This window comes from Arthrobacter sp. StoSoilB22 (assembly GCF_019977315.1).
Taxonomy (GTDB): domain Bacteria; phylum Actinomycetota; class Actinomycetes; order Actinomycetales; family Micrococcaceae; genus Arthrobacter.
Genome location: NZ_AP024652.1, coordinates 1,249,751 through 1,265,014, shown reverse-complemented (window position 1 = coordinate 1,265,014; position 15,264 = coordinate 1,249,751). Strand labels below are relative to the sequence as shown.

The following is a 15,264-nucleotide window of genomic DNA, read 5'->3' as shown; positions in this document are numbered from 1 at the left end:
GAAAGCCACCTCTTGGTTACGCTGCGTTCAGACGCAGGACAACCAAAGAGGTGGCTCACGGTATAAGCAGAAGTACTACAGCACGTCCGTATCGCCGCTGGCCTTCAAGGCGTCAACAGTGCCCTTGACCAGTTGCGCGTGTTCCTTGGTGGTGACAAGGAGCGCGTCCGGCGTGTCCACAATGACCACGTCCTTGATGCCGATCAAGGCAATAACGCGCTTGGTATCGGAGACCACCACGCCGCTGGCGTTCTCGGCGAACACACGGGCCCCCTCACCCAGCACCGTCACTTCGTCGACGTCGCCTGCGTTGTTAAGGCGGCCGATCGCGGCGAAGTCGCCAACGTCGTCCCATCGGAAAGTACCAGGCACGACGGCGACATCGCCGGCTTCCGCTGCTGGCTCCGCCACAGCGTAATCAATGGCGATTTTCGGCAGTGTTGGCCACACGCGCGAGGTCACTTCGGCGCGCTGCGGCGTATCCCAGGCCTCAGCGATTTCCTGAAGGCCCTTGAACAGTTCAGGCTGATTGGCCTCAAGGTGCCGGAGCATAAGCGCCACGGGGGCAACGAACATGCCCGCGTTCCAGACGTAATCCCCTGCCTCGACGTATTTGTTGGCCACTTCCTGGCTGGGCTTTTCCACGAACTCCGCAACAGCAAGCGCGTTCGGGGCGCCTTCCACGTTCAGGGCCGCACCGGAGCGGATGTAACCGAATCCGGTAGAGGGATGGGTGGGCTTGATGCCGATGGTGACAATCTTGCCAGTGGCCGCGGTAAAGATTGCCTCGCGCACGGTCTCCAGGAAGAGATCGTCCGGGCTGATGACCTGGTCTGCAGCGAACGAACCCATGATGGTGTCAGGATCGCGGCGGTAAAGGATGGCGGCGGCAAGGCCGATTGCAGCGCCGGAGTCCTTGGGCTCGCTCTCCAGCACCAGTTCGTCGTCACCTATTTCGGGGAGTTGGCGGCACACGGCGGCGCGGTGCGCCTCACCGGTAACAACAAGGACCCGTTCACCGGCCAGCGGTTCCAGGCGGTCATAGGTAGCCCTCAACAACGTGCTGCCGGAACCGGTCAGATCGTGGAGGAACTTGGGCGCAGCGGCACGCGAGAGTGGCCATAGCCGGGTCCCCACACCGCCCGCCGGAATAACCGCATGGAAGCGGTTCAATGGCGATTCCGGGTATTTCGCGTCTTCTGTACTCACCGCAACACTTTATCCTGTGCCGGCGGGAAGCCCTGCAGCAGGACACACGTGTGGCGTTCGTCTCAGCCAGTTCCCAAAAATCGCCTGAATATCGGCAGGAAACATGGAATTAACAAGGAGAGAAGCCCGTCCTAAATTGAATATGCTGTTAGCGAAGCCTAGATTTAGGCGTGAGCTACGAGTGCTCTCGCAGCAGGCGTTCCCCCCGCGTGGATCCCATGCCAGCGCCGCTGTGTTGCAGGAAGGTTTAATCAGTGCCGACAAAACCAGCTGGCACCTTGTACCGCGGCCGTGAAGGCATGTGGTCCTGGGTTGGACACCGCATTACAGGTGTAGTGATCTTTTTCTTCTTGTTGGTCCATGTGCTGGACACCTCATTGGTGCGCGTGTCCCCTGAGGCCTACACCGCCGTCATTGGCGCCTACAAGAACCCCCTCATGGCCCTGGGTGAAACGGGCCTGGTCGCCGCGATCATCTTCCACGCCTTCAACGGCCTGCGTGTGATTGCCATCGACTTCTGGAAGAAGGGCGCGAAGTACCAGCGCCAGCTGCTGTGGGTCGTGCTTGCACTGTGGCTTGTCACGTTCGCAGGCTTCGCTATCCGCCACCTTTCCCTCGCGCTGGGAGGCCACTAAGCCATGACAACCATCGAATCCCCACGCAGTGGAAAAATCGGGAGCGGCAAGATCGCACCGAAGTACAACCGCACCGGCACCAGCCGTGGCAACTTCGAAATGATCGCCTGGCTCTTCATGCGCCTCTCCGGCATCGTCCTGGTGGTGCTGATCTTCGGCCACCTGTTCGTGAACCTGCTGGTAGGCGAGGGCATCCATGCGATCGACTTCGGTTTCGTAGCCGGCAAGTGGGCCGATCCTTTCTGGCAGTTCTGGGACCTGGCCATGCTGTGGCTTGCCATGTTGCACGGCACCAACGGTGTCCGCACCATCATCAACGACTACGCCGAGAAGGATTCCACGCGCTTCTGGCTGAAGATGGTCCTCTACGCGGCCACCTTGGTCATCATCATCCTTGGCACGCTGGTGATCTTCACCTTCAACCCGTGCCCCGTCGTCGACGGCGTTCAGTTGCCTGGCGGTTTCTGCCCGGCCCCGTAGCGGCGCCTTCCGGGTTACTCCCCCGAGTGAACCGGTTCGCCTGACGTAGCGGAGCAGCCTCCGCCGACCATCTGAATTTTTGAAAGAGAGAGCATCTGGTATGCAGGTCCATAAGTACGACGTCGTCATTGTCGGTGCAGGTGGCGCCGGCATGCGCGCCGCGATCGAATCCGGTCAGCGAGCACGCACCGCGGTACTGACCAAGCTCTATCCCACCCGCTCGCACACAGGTGCAGCCCAGGGTGGAATGTGCGCAGCACTGGCCAACGTCGAAGAGGACAACTGGGAGTGGCACACCTTTGACACCATCAAGGGTGGCGACTACCTGGTTGACCAGGATGCCGCCGAGGTCATGGCGAAGGAAGCCATTGACGCCGTGTTGGACCTGGAAAAGATGGGCCTTCCGTTCAACCGCACGCCCGAGGGCCGGATTGACCAGCGCCGCTTCGGTGGCCACACCCGTGACCACGGCAAGGCTCCAGTCCGCCGTGCATGTTACGCAGCTGACCGTACCGGTCACATGATCCTTCAGACGCTGTACCAAAACTGCGTCAAGCACAACGTTGAGTTCTACAACGAGTACTACGTCCTTGACCTGCTGATCGTCGAAGAAGACGCAGTGCGCGAAGACGGTACCCCGTACAAGCAGAAGCGTGTTGCCGGCGTTGTCTCCTATGACCTCGCCTCCGGTGAACTGCACGTCTTCCAGGCCAAGTCCGTAGTGTTCGCCTCGGGTGGCGCCGGCAAGGTCTTCAAGACCACGTCCAACGCCCACACCCTCACGGGCGACGGCATGGGCATTGCGTTCCGCCGCGGTATCCCCCTGGAAGACATGGAGTTCTTCCAGTTCCACCCGACCGGCCTTGCCGGCCTGGGCATCCTCCTGACAGAGGGTGCACGTGGTGAAGGTGCCATCCTGCGTAACTCCGAGGGTGAGCGCTTCATGGAGCGCTACGCCCCCACCATCAAGGACCTTGCACCCCGTGACATCGTGGCCCGCGCCATGGCCAACGAAGTGCGTGAAGGCCGCGGTTGTGGTCCTAACAAGGACTACGTCCTCCTGGACCTGACGCACCTTGAGCCTGCCCACATCGAGGCCAAACTTCCGGACATTACGGAGTTCGCCCGCACCTACCTTGGTGTGGAACCGTTCACGGATCCCGTCCCCGTGTTCCCCACCGCGCACTACGCCATGGGCGGCATCCCCACCAACATCACCACTGAGGTGCTCCAGGACAACGACACCATCGTCCCGGGCCTCTACGCAGCCGGTGAAGTTGCTTGTGTCTCCGTACACGGTTCCAACCGCCTCGGCACCAACTCGCTCCTGGACATCAACGTCTTCGGTAAGCGCGCCGGTATCGCCGCTGCGGAGTACTCCAAGACAGCTGACTTTGTTGAGCTCCCCGAGGACCCCGAGGCAATGACCCGTGGCATCCTCAGCGGCTTGCTGGAAGGCAACGGCACCGAGCGTGTGGCGCAGATACGCAAGGAACTGCAGGACACCATGGACGCCAACATGCAGGTGTTCCGCACCAAGGAATCCCTGGAGCAGGTCCTCCGCGACATCGCTTCCTTCGAAGAGCGGTACAAGCACGTCACGGTTCAGGACAAGGGCAAGCGCTTCAACCTGGATCTCCTGGAAGCAGTGGAGCTGGGCTTCCTCCTGGACATGGCCAAGGTCATGACCGTTGGTGCACTGCACCGTGAAGAGTCACGTGGTGGCCACTACCGCGAGGACTTCCCGGACCGCAATGACGAAAAGTTCATGAAGCACTCCATGGCTTACCTGGACACTTCCGTCACCGTCGACTCCTCGGCGGAATCTGTTGCGGGCATCCGTCTTGAGACGAAGCCCGTGATCTTTACCCGTTACGAGCCGATGGAGCGTAAGTACTAATGACCACCGAAATGGCAGAGCCCGCTTCCAAGATCGAGCTCCCGGCAAGCGTTGCCGGCGACGGTGAAATCCCCACATTCCACATCACGCTCCGCGTGCGTCGCTACGATCCCGAAATCTCGGAAGAGGCACGCTGGGATGATTACAAGCTGACCATGTACGGCACGGACCGCGTGTTGGATGCCCTCCACAAGGTCAAGTGGGAGATTGACGGCAGCGTTTCCTTCCGCCGTTCCTGCGCCCACGGCGTGTGTGGCTCGGATGCCATGCGCATCAATGGCCGCAACCGCCTCGCCTGCAAGACGCTGCTGAAGGACCTGGACACCTCCAAGCCCATCACCGTCGAGCCGATCAAGGGCCTCCCCGTGGAGAAGGACCTGATCGTGGACATGGAACCCTTCTTCCAGTCCTTCCGCGAAGTCATGCCGTTCCTGATCAACAAGGGCCACGAGCCCACCAAGGAACGTCTGCAGTCCGTTGAGGACCGTGAGCGCTTTGATGACACCACCAAGTGCATCCTTTGCGCTGCCTGCACCTCGTCCTGCCCGGTCTTCTGGACCGACGGCCAGTACTTTGGTCCGGCCGCGATCGTCAACGCCCACCGCTTCATCTTTGATTCGCGCGATGACGCTGGCGACATGCGCCTTGAGATCCTGAACGACAAAGAAGGCGTGTGGCGTTGCCGCACCACCTTCAACTGCTCGGAAGCATGCCCCCGCGGCATCCAGGTAACCCAGGCAATCGCCGAGGTCAAGCAGGCCATCCTGGCCCGCAAGATCTAGTTCAGCAGTTTCTTTCAAGAACAGCACGACGACGGCGCCGCTCACCACTGATGGTGAGTGGCGCCGTCGTCGTTAATCCAGTGCCGTACCAGTCCACAGACGCCCATCCACCACCGCAACCGGTGCTGGCAAGACAAGGAGACCAGCGTGTCACGCTCTGAGAAGATCAGCTTCACGGGAAGCACCGGCGACACCCTGGCCGGCATCATCGACGTCCCGGAAGGTCCTGTCCGCGGCTGGGGCTTGTACTCGCATGGCCTGACCCTTGGCAAGGACAGCCCTGCAGCATCGCGCATCTGCAAGGGCCTGGCGGACCAGGGAATCGGCATGCTTCGCTTTGACAACCTGGGGCTGGGTGGCTCTGCCGGTGAGTGGTCGGCTGGATCCTTCAGCGTCAAGGTGGCCGACACCATCCTCGCTGCCGGGTTCATGCAGGAGCAGGGCCGGGGCATTTCTTTGCTGGTTGGCCACTCGTTCGGGGGTGCCGCTGTATTGGCCGCAGCGCGCGACATTCCCGGACTCAATGCCGTGGTGACGGTTGCCGCGCCCTACGAACCCAAGCATGTGGAGCACATGTTCGACACCGAGATCGAGGACATCCTCCGGGATGGCAGCGCCGTGGTGGACCTTGGTGGACGCCCCATGGAGGTTCGGCGCCACTTTGTGGAGGACGTGGAACGCGCTGACCTGCGTGACTGCATCCGCACCCTGCACAAGCCCTTGATGGTGATGCACTCCCCCACTGACAACACCGTGGGGATCGATAACGCCAGCGAAATTTTCCAGACTGCCCGCCATCCCCGGAGTTTCATCTCCCTCGAGGGAAGCGAGCACCTCCTGACCGGTAGGGGCCAGGCAGCACGGGTAGCGCGCATCATCGGTGCATGGGCAGACCCCTACATGGAAGTCCGCGACTCCCACTAAAGGCCCGTACCCGTCCAAGTAGGTAGCAGCAGAGCGGGGGCCAAGCACCTCCGCTATCCTCGTCGGGGGCCCACTGCTGCGCCTACCAAGGCACCTAGGCCAACCCCAATGAGGATGCCCAAAAAGGGTGACTTGAACACCAACTGGCCAACGATGAGTCCGGCCGCAGCTCCGAGGAGGCAAGCGATCCACAGTGGGTTGTTCATGGCGGCCTCCAGATCAGGTGCGGGGCGCTACTCGACGCGAGCCGAGGACTTTCTTGTGCGGGGAACCCCCCGACTCCGTGTCAGCCTCGCGGATTGCTGACCATGACGCCGAGACGAGATACACCTGGCTCACAAGGTTGAACCAGATGAGCAGGCCGATGATGATGGCAAACGACGCCAGCACCGGATTGTTTCCGGAACGTGCCAGAAGTTCGGTGCTGAAGAACTGCAGGACCGTGGTGCCGACACCCGCCAGCACCACGCCCTCCAGGAACGCACGGCGCCCCAGCTTCAGGCCACCGGCAATCCTGAACAGTACGGCCGCCGTCGCGCAGTTCAGCAGGAGCGGAACCACAATCTTCACGGTGGCCGCTATAGGCTCGGTGATGCCCTCGTCCAGGTTGAGCAAAGCGATGAACCAGTCGGCCGCCGTACCAAAGACGAGCGAGACGCCTGCGCTGATGACAAGGATGACGCCGAGGAGCAGCAAGGTGCTGGCATCAATGAGTTTTTGAAGGATGGGGTTGCGCACCAAAGGGTCAGCCTCCATGACCCCCCGGAGCCCTTCCCTGATGCTGGCGATCCAGCCAAGGGACACGAAGACCGTCACAACCGCTGCGATGAGGGCTGTCCATCCAAGTCCGGACGGGTTGAGCAAGGATTGTGGATCCACCAGTCCTTCGCCGCCGTCCACCTGCAGGAGTCCGGGGGCAGCCGCTGCAACACTGTCGATGACGGCGTCCTGCAGGGCAGGGTTGCCACCCAACACGATCCCTGCGATGGCGAAGCCGGTGGTGAGCAAACCGGTCACGGAGAAGAACATGTTGAAGCCGATACCGGCCGCCAGGAGTGGCCCGTGCTGGCGCGTGTAGTGCTGAAAGGAGCGCAGGGGACGGATCGTGTTAAGCCTGGCGAGGACGAGCGCAAAGAATGCGCCGGCTTTCTTTGGCAGTCCCCCGCCCGTGCGCTTCGCAGAGCCCCATTCCTGCCTCTTGCGGAGAAGCTGGAGTTTGAGTTTTGCCAGCTCAGTGGGCAGCGGAGGAACGTCCGCCTCTGTGGCTTGGATCCGTTTGCTGTTCCTCGTCAGTATCGCCGCCAAAGTCGAGCTCTTCCCGTAGCTGCCAAATTCCATTGGTGTCGTGCTCGTAAAGTCCCATGCTAACCACAGGGAAGGTCGCGCGGTAATCTCTGAGAACCGTTTCGGCCTCGTCAAGGTTTTCCTGGGCAACATCGTGAGCCACAGTGACGTGCGGGTGGTACGGGAAAGGGAGCATCCGTTCAAGCGGACCGCTTTGAAGTTTCTCGTGCAATTGCACGCACTCTTCGAAGCCTTCTTCCACGTTAACGAACACCACCGGCGAGATGGGACGGAAAGAACCCGTGCCGGAAATGGTGATGTTGAACGGCTCCTGAGTCCGCGCAACTTCCCTGACGTGTTCGCGGGTAGCGGCCCAGTCCTGGGTGGGTGTGGTGGTGATCAGGGTGATGTGCGCAGGAATGACCTCTGCCATCGGATCGCCGAAAGAGGCCCTCCATTCCTGGAGTTCACGGGCGATCTCGGGCGGGAACCCCAGGATGACACCGACACACATGGTGTCACCGGTGCCGCAATCGGTCCCGGTAGCAGCGGGCTGGCGGGAGTCGTCCGGACCGGCACCCTGACGGGTGCCGGTGGTGACATTGAGCTGGCCAGCGGAGCACATGGGCTTAGCGGACTCCCTGGATTCCGTGGGAGGCCTGGCCGCGGTACGGCAGGAATCCGACCTTGGAGTAGACGTCCGCGAGGGTTGCGGCAGCGATTTCACGGGCCTTGTCCGCGCCGAGGGCCAGGAGCCGATCCAGTTCCGCAGGATCAGCCAGGAGTTCGTTGGCACGCTCCCGGATGGGCGCCAGGTGACCGGAGACGAGTTCAGCCAGGTCGACCTTCAGGTGTCCGTACATCTTGCCCTGGTAGTCCGCCACGATCTTTTCCACCTGTGTGCCGCTGATGGCTGAGTAGATGGTCAGCAGATTGGAAACGCCCGGCTTGTTCTCGCGGTCGTACCGGATCTCCGTCTCGGTGTCCGTGACGGCTGACTTGATGCGCTTGGCGACGGTCTTGGGATCGTCCAGGAGGTTGATCAGACCGGCCGGCGACTCCGCAGACTTGGACATCTTGGCGTTGGGATTCTGGAGATCGTAGATCTTGGCCGATTCCTTCTGGATGAAGGCCTCGGGCACTTGGAATGTCTCGCCGAAGCGGCTGTTGAAGCGGTTGGCAAGGTCCCGGCTGAGCTCAACGTGCTGACGCTGGTCCTCGCCCACCGGAACACCGTGCGGCTGGTAGAGGAGGATGTCTGCAGCCTGCAGGATGGGGTAGGTAAACAGGCCAACACTGGCGTGGTCCGAACCCTGCTTCTGGGCCTTGTCCTTGAACTGGGTCATGCGGGCGGCTTCACCCATGCCCGTGATGCAGTTCAGGACCCACGCCAGCTGGGCGTGCTCGGGAACCTGGGACTGGACGAAGAGGGTGCACTTATCCACGTCCACGCCACCGGCGATGTACTGGGCTGCGGTGACCCGGGTGCGCCGGGCGAGTTCTGCAGGGTCCTGCGGCACTGTGATGGCGTGCAGGTCAGGAATGAAGTAGACGGCGTCGTACTCTTCCTGCATCCGGACCCAATTGACCAGGGCGCCGAGGTAGTTGCCAAGGTGCAGGGAGTCGGCGGAAGGCTGCATACCGGACAGGACCCGGTGCTTGGCGCCCACGGGGAGCTTGGTGGACGTTACGGGCTGCGGTTGGGCCGCAGCATCAGCCGATGCGCCGGTTTCAGTCGTGGTGGAACTAGTCATGGAGCAATACCTTAGGAAGCTTAGAGCCGGTAGTCGACTACCAGCGGTGCGTGGTCAGAGAAGCGGGTGTCCCACGAAGGCGCCCGGTCAACCACAGCCGAGAAGGCGGCTGCCGCGAGGTCCGGTGTGGCCAAGTGGTAGTCGATGCGCCAGCCCGTGTCAGTGTCAAAGGCCTTACCGCGCTGGGACCACCAGGTGTAGGGGCCGGCGACATTTCCTGCCAGGCCCCTGTGGACATCCCTCCATCCGATTTCTTCGCCGAGGAAGCGGTCGAAGTAGGCACGCTCCTCCGGGAGGAAGCCGGCACGTTTGACGTTGCCCTTCCAGTTCTTGATATCGAGTTCAGTGTGCCCGACGTTGAGGTCGCCAACAACCAAAGCATGGTCACTGTGTTTGGCGAGCTCAGGCAGTCGAACGGTCATGGCATCCAGGAAACGGAATTTGTCGTCCTGTTTGGGGGTTCCCACTTCACCGGAGTGCACATAGGCGCTGACAACGGAGAGAGTGGTGAACTCACCGGCAGCATTTTGCACGGTGTAGTCGGCTTCAACCCAGCGCCCGGACGTATCGAAGTAGTCGTCGCCAACGCCGATGCGGGTAGCGGTTGGCTCCTCACGGGATGCGATGGCCACGCCGGCACGGCCCTTGGCTTCGGCTTCGGTGTGGAGGATGTGCCACCCTTCACCGATGAGTTTCCTGACGATGTCATCAGGCGCCCGGACTTCCTGCAGGCAGAGAATGTCTACCTCGCGCGGCTCCAGCCATTCCGCCATGCCATTCTTGTAGGCAGCCCGGAGGCCATTGACGTTTACTGATGCGATGCGAAGGAAGTCCTTCTTCAATGCCGTACTCACCCGGTCCACTCTAGTCGATGATGGTGCCGGCCACGGGCTCGTCCGAGCCGCCGGAAGACTTGATCATGTCCCGCGCATTCGTCGCCGTAATGGCAATGGTTTCCAGCGCACGGTTGATGGTGTCCTGGTCCGCCGTTGCGCCTTTGGCCCGTTCCTCATCCACCACGCGGACCTGCACCTGGACAATCTTGAATGAATGGTCCAGTTTGAGGTCCCGCACCTCATCAGCTTTGCTGCGTTCGGCAACAACGCGCGTGCCTCCACTGTCAGCAGCGGACGACGACGGCGCGCGGCCGGCTGCGGCATTGAACGCATTTTGCGCTTCGGTCAACTTAGCGCCGGCCCGCTGCGCGGCCTTGCGAATACTCACCACCACAAACGTTGCCAAAGCCAGCCAGCCGAAAGCGATGACAGCAACAACCCAGCCCACCACGTCATTCTGGTTGGCCGCGAAGATGACGGCCACCAGGAAGGCAATGATGACAACTGTCATCCCCAGGCCACCGATGCGGAAGCCCTTGAAGATGCCTTTGCCGGCAGGAGACGTGGACGGGTGCGGGTCACCGAGAGATTGCATGTACCCATTCTCTCAAATGAGCAACGGTGCCCTGTCCGCTTCCACGGACGGCGAACAAGGGCTCCAAGGGCCACCGAACGCTGCGGGCGCCCCTCTATGGCTATGCCCTTCCTCTGGGTATGCTCGCCTCATGAGCACCGTTGAAGATCGCCCAGATGTACAAATCCTCAAGGTTCACGAGTGCTGGAGGCTGCTGCGTTCCTCGTCGTTGGGGCGCTTGGCTTTGACCACCGGGGACGGCCCCGAGATCTTTCCGGTCAACTATTTTCCGGAGGACGGCACTCTCATCCTCCGTACCGCTCCTGGGACAAAGATGGATGCATTGTTGGGCAATGAGCCTGTGGCTTTGGAAGCGGACGGCTTCAACGCCTATGGAACCATCGCGTGGAGCGTGATAGCCAAGGGGCTTGCGGAAGCGATTCCCGCGGATGACCCCAGCCAGCAAAGTGCGGCCCACGAGCTCACGCCCTGGGAGCCCGGGACCAAGGATCACCTTTTCCGCATCACACCAACAGTGTTGTCAGGGCGGCGTTTTGTCATCAACGATTCACAACGATGGTGGCCTGCCCGGGAACCGTAAGAATGTGCCTCGCGCCAGTCCATACTTCAGCGACCGTACATGAGAGGAAACCATGACAGATTCCACGGAAACCACCGGTTCTCCCCAGCACCAAGGCGACCCGACCTTGGCATTCGATGACTGCTGGGACTTGCTGGCGGCTGCAACCATCGGCCGCATTGGCTTGGTGGTGGATGACCACCCGGAGATCTTCCCTGTAAATTACGTGCTGTTTCAAAGGCATCTCGTATTCCGCAGCAGCCCTGGCAGGAAGCTGTGGGGAGCATTGGCTTCCCGGCCGGGGGTTCTGGAAATCGATGGGTACGATGCCCCCAGCGGGGAAGCATGGAGCGTGGTTGCCCGGGGCGAAACGGAGCTCATGACAGACCCCGACGAGATCGCACAGGTGAACGCATTGGGTCTTGAACCCTGGCAACCCGGAGCCAAGGACAACTACATCCGGCTGGTGCCCCGGGCTTTGACGGGACGAAGGTTCAAAGTCAACGCACCGGATGTGTGGAAGACCAGGACCAACGACCCCCGGCGGGCCTCGTTCGAATAAGGTCCTCACTTGAGGAACAGCTGGCGCAGCCTTCCCGTGGTCAGCATGATGCCGAGGGCGATCATCACCACGTAATACCCCACATGAATGGCCGTGGCCGGGCTGAACGAGCCCACGCTGATCTGCCGCAGCAGCTCCACTCCGTGCCACAGGGGCATGGCCTGAATGAACCACTGGATGACCTGCGGGTACACGCTGAGCGGGTAAAAGGTGGCACTGAAAAGGAACATGGGCAGCAGGAAGAAGTTGATCCAGTCCATCTGCTGGAAGGTCTTCATGAAGCTGGTGATACCCATCCCGAAGCTCGCGAAGCCGAAGGCGATCAACACCGAGGCTGGAATGACCAGGATGGCCCACCAGGTGGTAATCAGTCCCATCACTCCCATGACAGCGGTGAATCCCGTGGCGTACAACAGCCCCCGAAGGAGGGCCAGGAAAATCTCGCCGATCGCCACGTCAAGTGGCCCCAAGGAGGTGTAGAGCATCCCTTGGTACAGCTTGGCGAAGTTCATCTTGAAGAAGACATTCCACGTCGAGTCATAAATGGCCCCATTCATGGCGGAGACGGCCAACAGTGCCGGGGCAATGTAGGCGGCGTAGCTGATTTCCTCACCACCTGGGCCCTGAACCGTTCCCACAATCGAGCCCATGCCCACACCCATGGCAAGCAGGAACAGCACAGGTTCGAAGAATCCGGAGACCATCACCAGCCACGTACTGCTCTTGGCCGCCATGAGCCCACGACCCACAACAGCCTTCGCATTGCGCGAGTACAGCGAACCGAACTTACGTTCGCGGGCAAGGTCGGTGGCGCTGTGGCCACCTGTCAGGACACTCATGAACCCATCCTTTTCACAAACTGGCGGCGCACCAGAACCCAGCCCACCGTTGCCGTCGCCACCAGGTACACCACGTGGGTGATGGTCAACAGCGGGTTCTGGTCCATCCCGTAGGTGAATACCCTGCCCAGCTCAGTTCCATGCCATACCGGTGAAATCCAGCCGATCCAGCGGACCGCTACCGGCAGGGAATCCAGCGGAAAGAATGTCCCCGAGAACAGGAACAGCGGCATCACGATGAAGCGCTGCACCAAAGCGAACTGCCCTTTGTCCTGTTTGATGCTGGCCGCATAAGCCATGAGCGGGAGCCCGAAGGACAACGCCGCCACCGTGGCCACGATGGCTGCCACCCAACCCCATGGGCTGGGTGAAGCCCCAAACAGTGCCACCACCACGAAGTAGACCACCGACTGCAGCAGGAACCTCACCGTGCTGGCCATGATGTGGCCGCTGGCAATCTGCTGCGGAATCAGTGGCGAGGCATGTGGACCGTAGAACACGCGGCGCCATTTAAAGCCATCCATGATGGGGTAGGAAAATTCTCCGGACGCGGTCATCACTGCCGCTGAGACCAATAGGGCCGGAGCCACGAACTCCAGGTAGCTGACGCCACCGAACGCTGCCTCGCTGTTGGCATCCACCAAGCTGGCGAGACCGACTCCCATGGCGAAGAGGTACGCCACCGGCTGGCCCACGCTATACAGGACGACGGACCAGCCGTAGTTCCGCATGACACGGAGGACCTGCTCCGCGTAGAAGAACGAACCCCAGCGTCGCGCCCTGGCAGCCGAAACCTCAGGTGAGTGGGCTCGCAAGGGACGCTCCGCCGTCGTGATCGGTTTGTCGGTGCCGCTAGTCAACAAGGCTCCTCCCCGTCAGCCGCAGGAACACGTCCTCCAGCGACGAGCGGCGCACCAACGATGTCATTGGCCGCAGCCCACGCGCAGTGACCTGCTCCAGCGCGGCCTCGCCGTCATGCGCGTAGATAAGTACGCGGTCAGGCAGCGTCTCCAGCCGCTCACCGATGCCGTGAAGTTCGACGCCGATTGTCGCGTTCCGCTCGGACCCGAACCTAAGCTCCAGTACTTCGCGCGACGAGTGTTCACGGATGAGGTTGGCCGGGGAGCCTTCGGCCATGATGCGGCCTTTGTCCACCACGATCAGGCGGTCGCACAGTTGCTCGGCCTCATCCATGTAATGCGTAGTGAGGATGAGCGTCACACCACTTTCCTTGAGCCGGAACAGCCGGTCCCAGAGGATGTGGCGGGCTTGGGGATCCAGGCCGGTGGTGGGCTCATCCAGCAGGAGGATCCGTGGCTCGTTGATGAGGGAACGGGCGATGGTGAGGCGGCGCTTCATGCCACCGGAGAGGGCGTCCACCTTGGAATTGGCTTTGTCCGTCAGCTGCGCGAATTCCAGGAGCTCGTCCGCTTTGGGCCGCAGGTAGCTCAGTGGCAGGCCGAAGTATCGCCCGTAGACGATCAGGTTTTCGCGGACTTTGAGTTCTTCATCCAGATTGTCCTGCTGCGGTACGACGCCCAAGTGCGCCCTCACTTCAGGGCCGTGGGATTCGGGGTCCAGGCCCATGATGGTGAGCGATCCTGAGGTGCGCTGGGAGACGCCGCCGATCATTTTCATGGTGGTGGACTTGCCCGCGCCGTTGGGGCCCAGCAGCCCGAAGGACTCCCCCGCCGGTACGTCGAAGGAGATGTTGTCCACGGCGGTGAGGTCACCGTAAGCCTTGGTGAGATTCCGCGCGCTGATGACGGTGGGTCGGTTCATGTCGAAGCTGACTTGCGACGATTCTGACGGTGTTGGCGACGGTGTAGGAGAGCGGGTTGCTTCATTGTGCACCCTCAGCAGACTAGTAGCACCCACTGACATGTGAAAGGGCTCTTGCAGATATTTTGCAAGAGCCCTCTCATTTAGAACGTATGAATTTAGGCGATGCCAGCCTGGCGCTCAGCGCTCTCCACAACATTCGCAAGCAGCATGGCACGGGTCATCGGACCCACACCACCCGGGTTCGGGGACAGCCAGGCGGCGACGTCGGCAGCTGCCGGGTCCACATCTCCGGTGACAACAGCCTTACCGTTGCCGTCGTCCACACGGCTGACGCCGACGTCGAGCACTACTGCGCCCGGCTTGAGGTCTTCAGCCTTGATCATGTGCGGCACTCCGGCGGCGGCAATCACGACGTCGGCCTGCTTGAGTTCCGCGGGCAGGTCCACCGTGCCGGTGTGGGCCAGGATCACCGTGGCGTTGACTTCCTTGCGGGTCAGCAGGAGACCGATGGGGCGGCCGATGGTGACGCCGCGGCCAACCACCAGGACGCGCTTGCCCTTGAGTTCAATGTTGTGCCGGCGGAGCAGCTCCACACAGCCCTTGGGCGTGCAGGGCAGCGGAGACTTCATCTCGCCGTTCACATTGGCCACCAGGCGGCCAAGGTTCATGGGGTGCAGTCCGTCGGCGTCCTTATCCGGGTCCATGGCTTCCAGGATGACGTCCTGGTCAATGTGCTTGGGAAGGGGCAACTGGACGATGTAGCCGGTGCATTCCGGGTTGTCGTTGAGCTCACGGACAACCTCCAGGAGGTCCTCCTGGGAGATGTCTTCGGGGAGGTCTCGGCGGATGGACTGGATGCCAACCTCGGCGCAGTCCTTGTGCTTGCCGCCGACGTACCAGGTGCTGCCGGGGTCCGAGCCCACCAGGATGGTGCCCAGGCCGGGCACGATTCCCTTGGCGGCCAGGACGGAAACGCGAGTGGTCAGTTCTGCCTTGATGGCTGCGGCGGTGGCCTTGCCATCGAGGATCTGTGCGGTGGACTGTGTCATTCCATCTGCTCTTTCTGGTGGGTGACCTGCGTGGGGAAGCCTCATAGGTGGCTCATGCCAACGGGACCCGC

General features: G+C 61.6%; 18 protein-coding genes. 7 read left to right on the top strand and 11 right to left on the bottom strand.

All coding sequences use genetic code 11. The features are described 5' to 3' along the window. Positions 1-75 precede the first annotated feature (75 nt). Complete coding sequence (locus LDN70_RS06140; protein WP_142939918.1) at positions 76-1,209, bottom strand: mannose-1-phosphate guanylyltransferase; 1,134 nt, start codon at positions 1,207-1,209, stop codon at positions 76-78. Positions 1,210-1,508: 299 nt separating this feature from the next. Here LDN70_RS06140 and sdhC point away from each other — a divergent pair, with 299 nt between their 5' ends. From sdhC to LDN70_RS06115, 5 genes are all read left to right on the top strand, one after another. Continuing rightward, positions 1,509-1,844: a succinate dehydrogenase, cytochrome b556 subunit gene (gene sdhC / locus LDN70_RS06135; RefSeq protein ID WP_014921082.1), complete on the top strand. Its 336-nt coding sequence runs from the start codon at positions 1,509-1,511 to the stop codon at positions 1,842-1,844. Between the two features lie 3 nt (positions 1,845-1,847). Continuing rightward, positions 1,848-2,324 (top strand): succinate dehydrogenase hydrophobic membrane anchor subunit, encoded by a 477-nt coding sequence (locus LDN70_RS06130; protein WP_142939919.1) that lies wholly within the window; start codon positions 1,848-1,850, stop codon positions 2,322-2,324. A gap of 100 nt (positions 2,325-2,424) precedes the next feature. Beyond that, positions 2,425-4,224 (top strand): succinate dehydrogenase flavoprotein subunit, encoded by a 1,800-nt coding sequence (sdhA, locus tag LDN70_RS06125; RefSeq protein ID WP_142939920.1) that lies wholly within the window; start codon positions 2,425-2,427, stop codon positions 4,222-4,224. Then, positions 4,224-5,006, top strand: coding sequence for a succinate dehydrogenase iron-sulfur subunit (locus tag LDN70_RS06120; protein ID WP_142939921.1), 783 nt, complete (start codon positions 4,224-4,226; stop codon positions 5,004-5,006). The genes sdhA and LDN70_RS06120 overlap by 1 nt, the downstream gene beginning before the upstream one ends. A 147-nt stretch (positions 5,007-5,153) precedes the next feature. Beyond that, on the top strand, positions 5,154-5,930 hold the full coding sequence (locus LDN70_RS06115) for an alpha/beta hydrolase family protein (RefSeq protein WP_223942064.1): 777 nt from the start codon (positions 5,154-5,156) through the stop codon (positions 5,928-5,930). A 53-nt stretch (positions 5,931-5,983) separates the two neighbouring features. Here the strand turns inward: LDN70_RS06115 and LDN70_RS06110 are convergent, their stop codons facing one another. Genes LDN70_RS06110 through LDN70_RS06085 form a run of 6 tightly spaced genes read right to left on the bottom strand, consistent with a single transcriptional unit; the run spans position 5,984 to position 10,399 of the window. Then, positions 5,984-6,136, bottom strand: a complete 153-nt coding sequence (locus tag LDN70_RS06110) for a glycine zipper domain-containing protein (protein ID WP_223942063.1) — start codon at positions 6,134-6,136, stop codon at positions 5,984-5,986. A gap of 13 nt (positions 6,137-6,149) precedes the next feature. Further along, complete coding sequence (locus LDN70_RS06105; protein WP_223942062.1) at positions 6,150-7,235, bottom strand: YihY/virulence factor BrkB family protein; 1,086 nt, start codon at positions 7,233-7,235, stop codon at positions 6,150-6,152. After that, a complete protein-coding gene (locus LDN70_RS06100) occupies positions 7,162-7,839 on the bottom strand; it encodes a 2'-5' RNA ligase family protein (protein ID WP_166841463.1) in 678 nt (225 codons plus the stop codon). The genes LDN70_RS06105 and LDN70_RS06100 overlap by 74 nt, the downstream gene beginning before the upstream one ends. A 4-nt stretch (positions 7,840-7,843) precedes the next feature. Then, positions 7,844-8,968 carry a tryptophan--tRNA ligase gene (gene trpS, locus LDN70_RS06095; RefSeq protein ID WP_223942061.1) on the bottom strand — a complete coding sequence of 375 codons (1,125 nt, stop codon included), beginning with the start codon at positions 8,966-8,968 and terminating at the stop codon, positions 7,844-7,846. Positions 8,969-8,988: 20 nt separating this feature from the next. Next, complete coding sequence (locus tag LDN70_RS06090; RefSeq protein WP_142939932.1) at positions 8,989-9,822, bottom strand: exodeoxyribonuclease III; 834 nt, start codon at positions 9,820-9,822, stop codon at positions 8,989-8,991. 10 nt (positions 9,823-9,832) lie between these two features. Next, on the bottom strand, positions 9,833-10,399 hold the full coding sequence (locus LDN70_RS06085; RefSeq protein WP_142939933.1) for a hypothetical protein: 567 nt from the start codon (positions 10,397-10,399) through the stop codon (positions 9,833-9,835). A gap of 130 nt (positions 10,400-10,529) precedes the next feature. On the opposite strand from LDN70_RS06085, the gene LDN70_RS06080 reads away from it, so the two are divergent. Together LDN70_RS06080 and LDN70_RS06075 are read left to right on the top strand one after the other, a co-directional pair. After that, on the top strand, positions 10,530-10,979 hold the full coding sequence (locus LDN70_RS06080; RefSeq protein WP_142939934.1) for a pyridoxamine 5'-phosphate oxidase family protein: 450 nt from the start codon (positions 10,530-10,532) through the stop codon (positions 10,977-10,979). A gap of 52 nt (positions 10,980-11,031) precedes the next feature. After that, the gene (locus tag LDN70_RS06075) at positions 11,032-11,520 is read left to right on the top strand and encodes a pyridoxamine 5'-phosphate oxidase family protein (protein WP_223942060.1); all 489 of its coding nucleotides are present in this window, start codon (positions 11,032-11,034) and stop codon (positions 11,518-11,520) included. Between the two features lie 5 nt (positions 11,521-11,525). Here LDN70_RS06075 and LDN70_RS06070 read toward each other — a convergent pair whose 3' ends face one another. The 4 genes from LDN70_RS06070 to LDN70_RS06055 all read right to left on the bottom strand — a co-directional run bounded on the left by LDN70_RS06070 (position 11,526) and on the right by LDN70_RS06055 (position 15,193). Then, positions 11,526-12,359 carry an ABC transporter permease gene (locus tag LDN70_RS06070; RefSeq protein WP_142939936.1) on the bottom strand — a complete coding sequence of 278 codons (834 nt, stop codon included), beginning with the start codon at positions 12,357-12,359 and terminating at the stop codon, positions 11,526-11,528. Next, complete coding sequence (locus LDN70_RS06065; protein WP_187697261.1) at positions 12,356-13,195, bottom strand: ABC transporter permease; 840 nt, start codon at positions 13,193-13,195, stop codon at positions 12,356-12,358. Before LDN70_RS06065 ends, LDN70_RS06070 begins: the two co-directional genes overlap by 4 nt. A gap of 16 nt (positions 13,196-13,211) precedes the next feature. Continuing rightward, positions 13,212-14,141: an ABC transporter ATP-binding protein gene (locus tag LDN70_RS06060; protein ID WP_223942058.1), complete on the bottom strand. Its 930-nt coding sequence runs from the start codon at positions 14,139-14,141 to the stop codon at positions 13,212-13,214. A 158-nt stretch (positions 14,142-14,299) separates the two neighbouring features. Continuing rightward, positions 14,300-15,193, bottom strand: coding sequence for a bifunctional methylenetetrahydrofolate dehydrogenase/methenyltetrahydrofolate cyclohydrolase (locus LDN70_RS06055; RefSeq protein WP_011773960.1), 894 nt, complete (start codon positions 15,191-15,193; stop codon positions 14,300-14,302). Positions 15,194-15,264 lie beyond the last annotated feature (71 nt).

Excerpts from the sequence above, each read along its gene's own strand:
- sdhC (WP_014921082.1), top strand. The coding sequence starts at position 1,509 with ATGTGGTCCTGGGTTGGACACCGCATTACAGGTGTAGTGATCTTTTTC.
- LDN70_RS06130 (WP_142939919.1), top strand. The coding sequence starts at position 1,848 with ATGACAACCATCGAATCCCCACGCAGTGGAAAAATCGGGAGCGGCAAG.
- sdhA (WP_142939920.1), top strand. The coding sequence starts at position 2,425 with ATGCAGGTCCATAAGTACGACGTCGTCATTGTCGGTGCAGGTGGCGCC.
- LDN70_RS06120 (WP_142939921.1), top strand. The coding sequence starts at position 4,224 with ATGACCACCGAAATGGCAGAGCCCGCTTCCAAGATCGAGCTCCCGGCA.
- LDN70_RS06110 (WP_223942063.1), bottom strand. The coding sequence starts at position 6,136 with ATGAACAACCCACTGTGGATCGCTTGCCTCCTCGGAGCTGCGGCCGGA.
- LDN70_RS06100 (WP_166841463.1), bottom strand. The coding sequence starts at position 7,839 with ATGTGCTCCGCTGGCCAGCTCAATGTCACCACCGGCACCCGTCAGGGT.
- trpS (WP_223942061.1), bottom strand. The coding sequence starts at position 8,968 with ATGACTAGTTCCACCACGACTGAAACCGGCGCATCGGCTGATGCTGCG.
- LDN70_RS06085 (WP_142939933.1), bottom strand. The coding sequence starts at position 10,399 with ATGCAATCTCTCGGTGACCCGCACCCGTCCACGTCTCCTGCCGGCAAA.
- LDN70_RS06080 (WP_142939934.1), top strand. The coding sequence starts at position 10,530 with ATGAGCACCGTTGAAGATCGCCCAGATGTACAAATCCTCAAGGTTCAC.
- LDN70_RS06075 (WP_223942060.1), top strand. The coding sequence starts at position 11,032 with ATGACAGATTCCACGGAAACCACCGGTTCTCCCCAGCACCAAGGCGAC.
- LDN70_RS06070 (WP_142939936.1), bottom strand. The coding sequence starts at position 12,359 with ATGAGTGTCCTGACAGGTGGCCACAGCGCCACCGACCTTGCCCGCGAA.
- LDN70_RS06060 (WP_223942058.1), bottom strand. The coding sequence starts at position 14,141 with ATGAACCGACCCACCGTCATCAGCGCGCGGAATCTCACCAAGGCTTAC.
- LDN70_RS06055 (WP_011773960.1), bottom strand. The coding sequence starts at position 15,193 with ATGACACAGTCCACCGCACAGATCCTCGATGGCAAGGCCACCGCCGCA.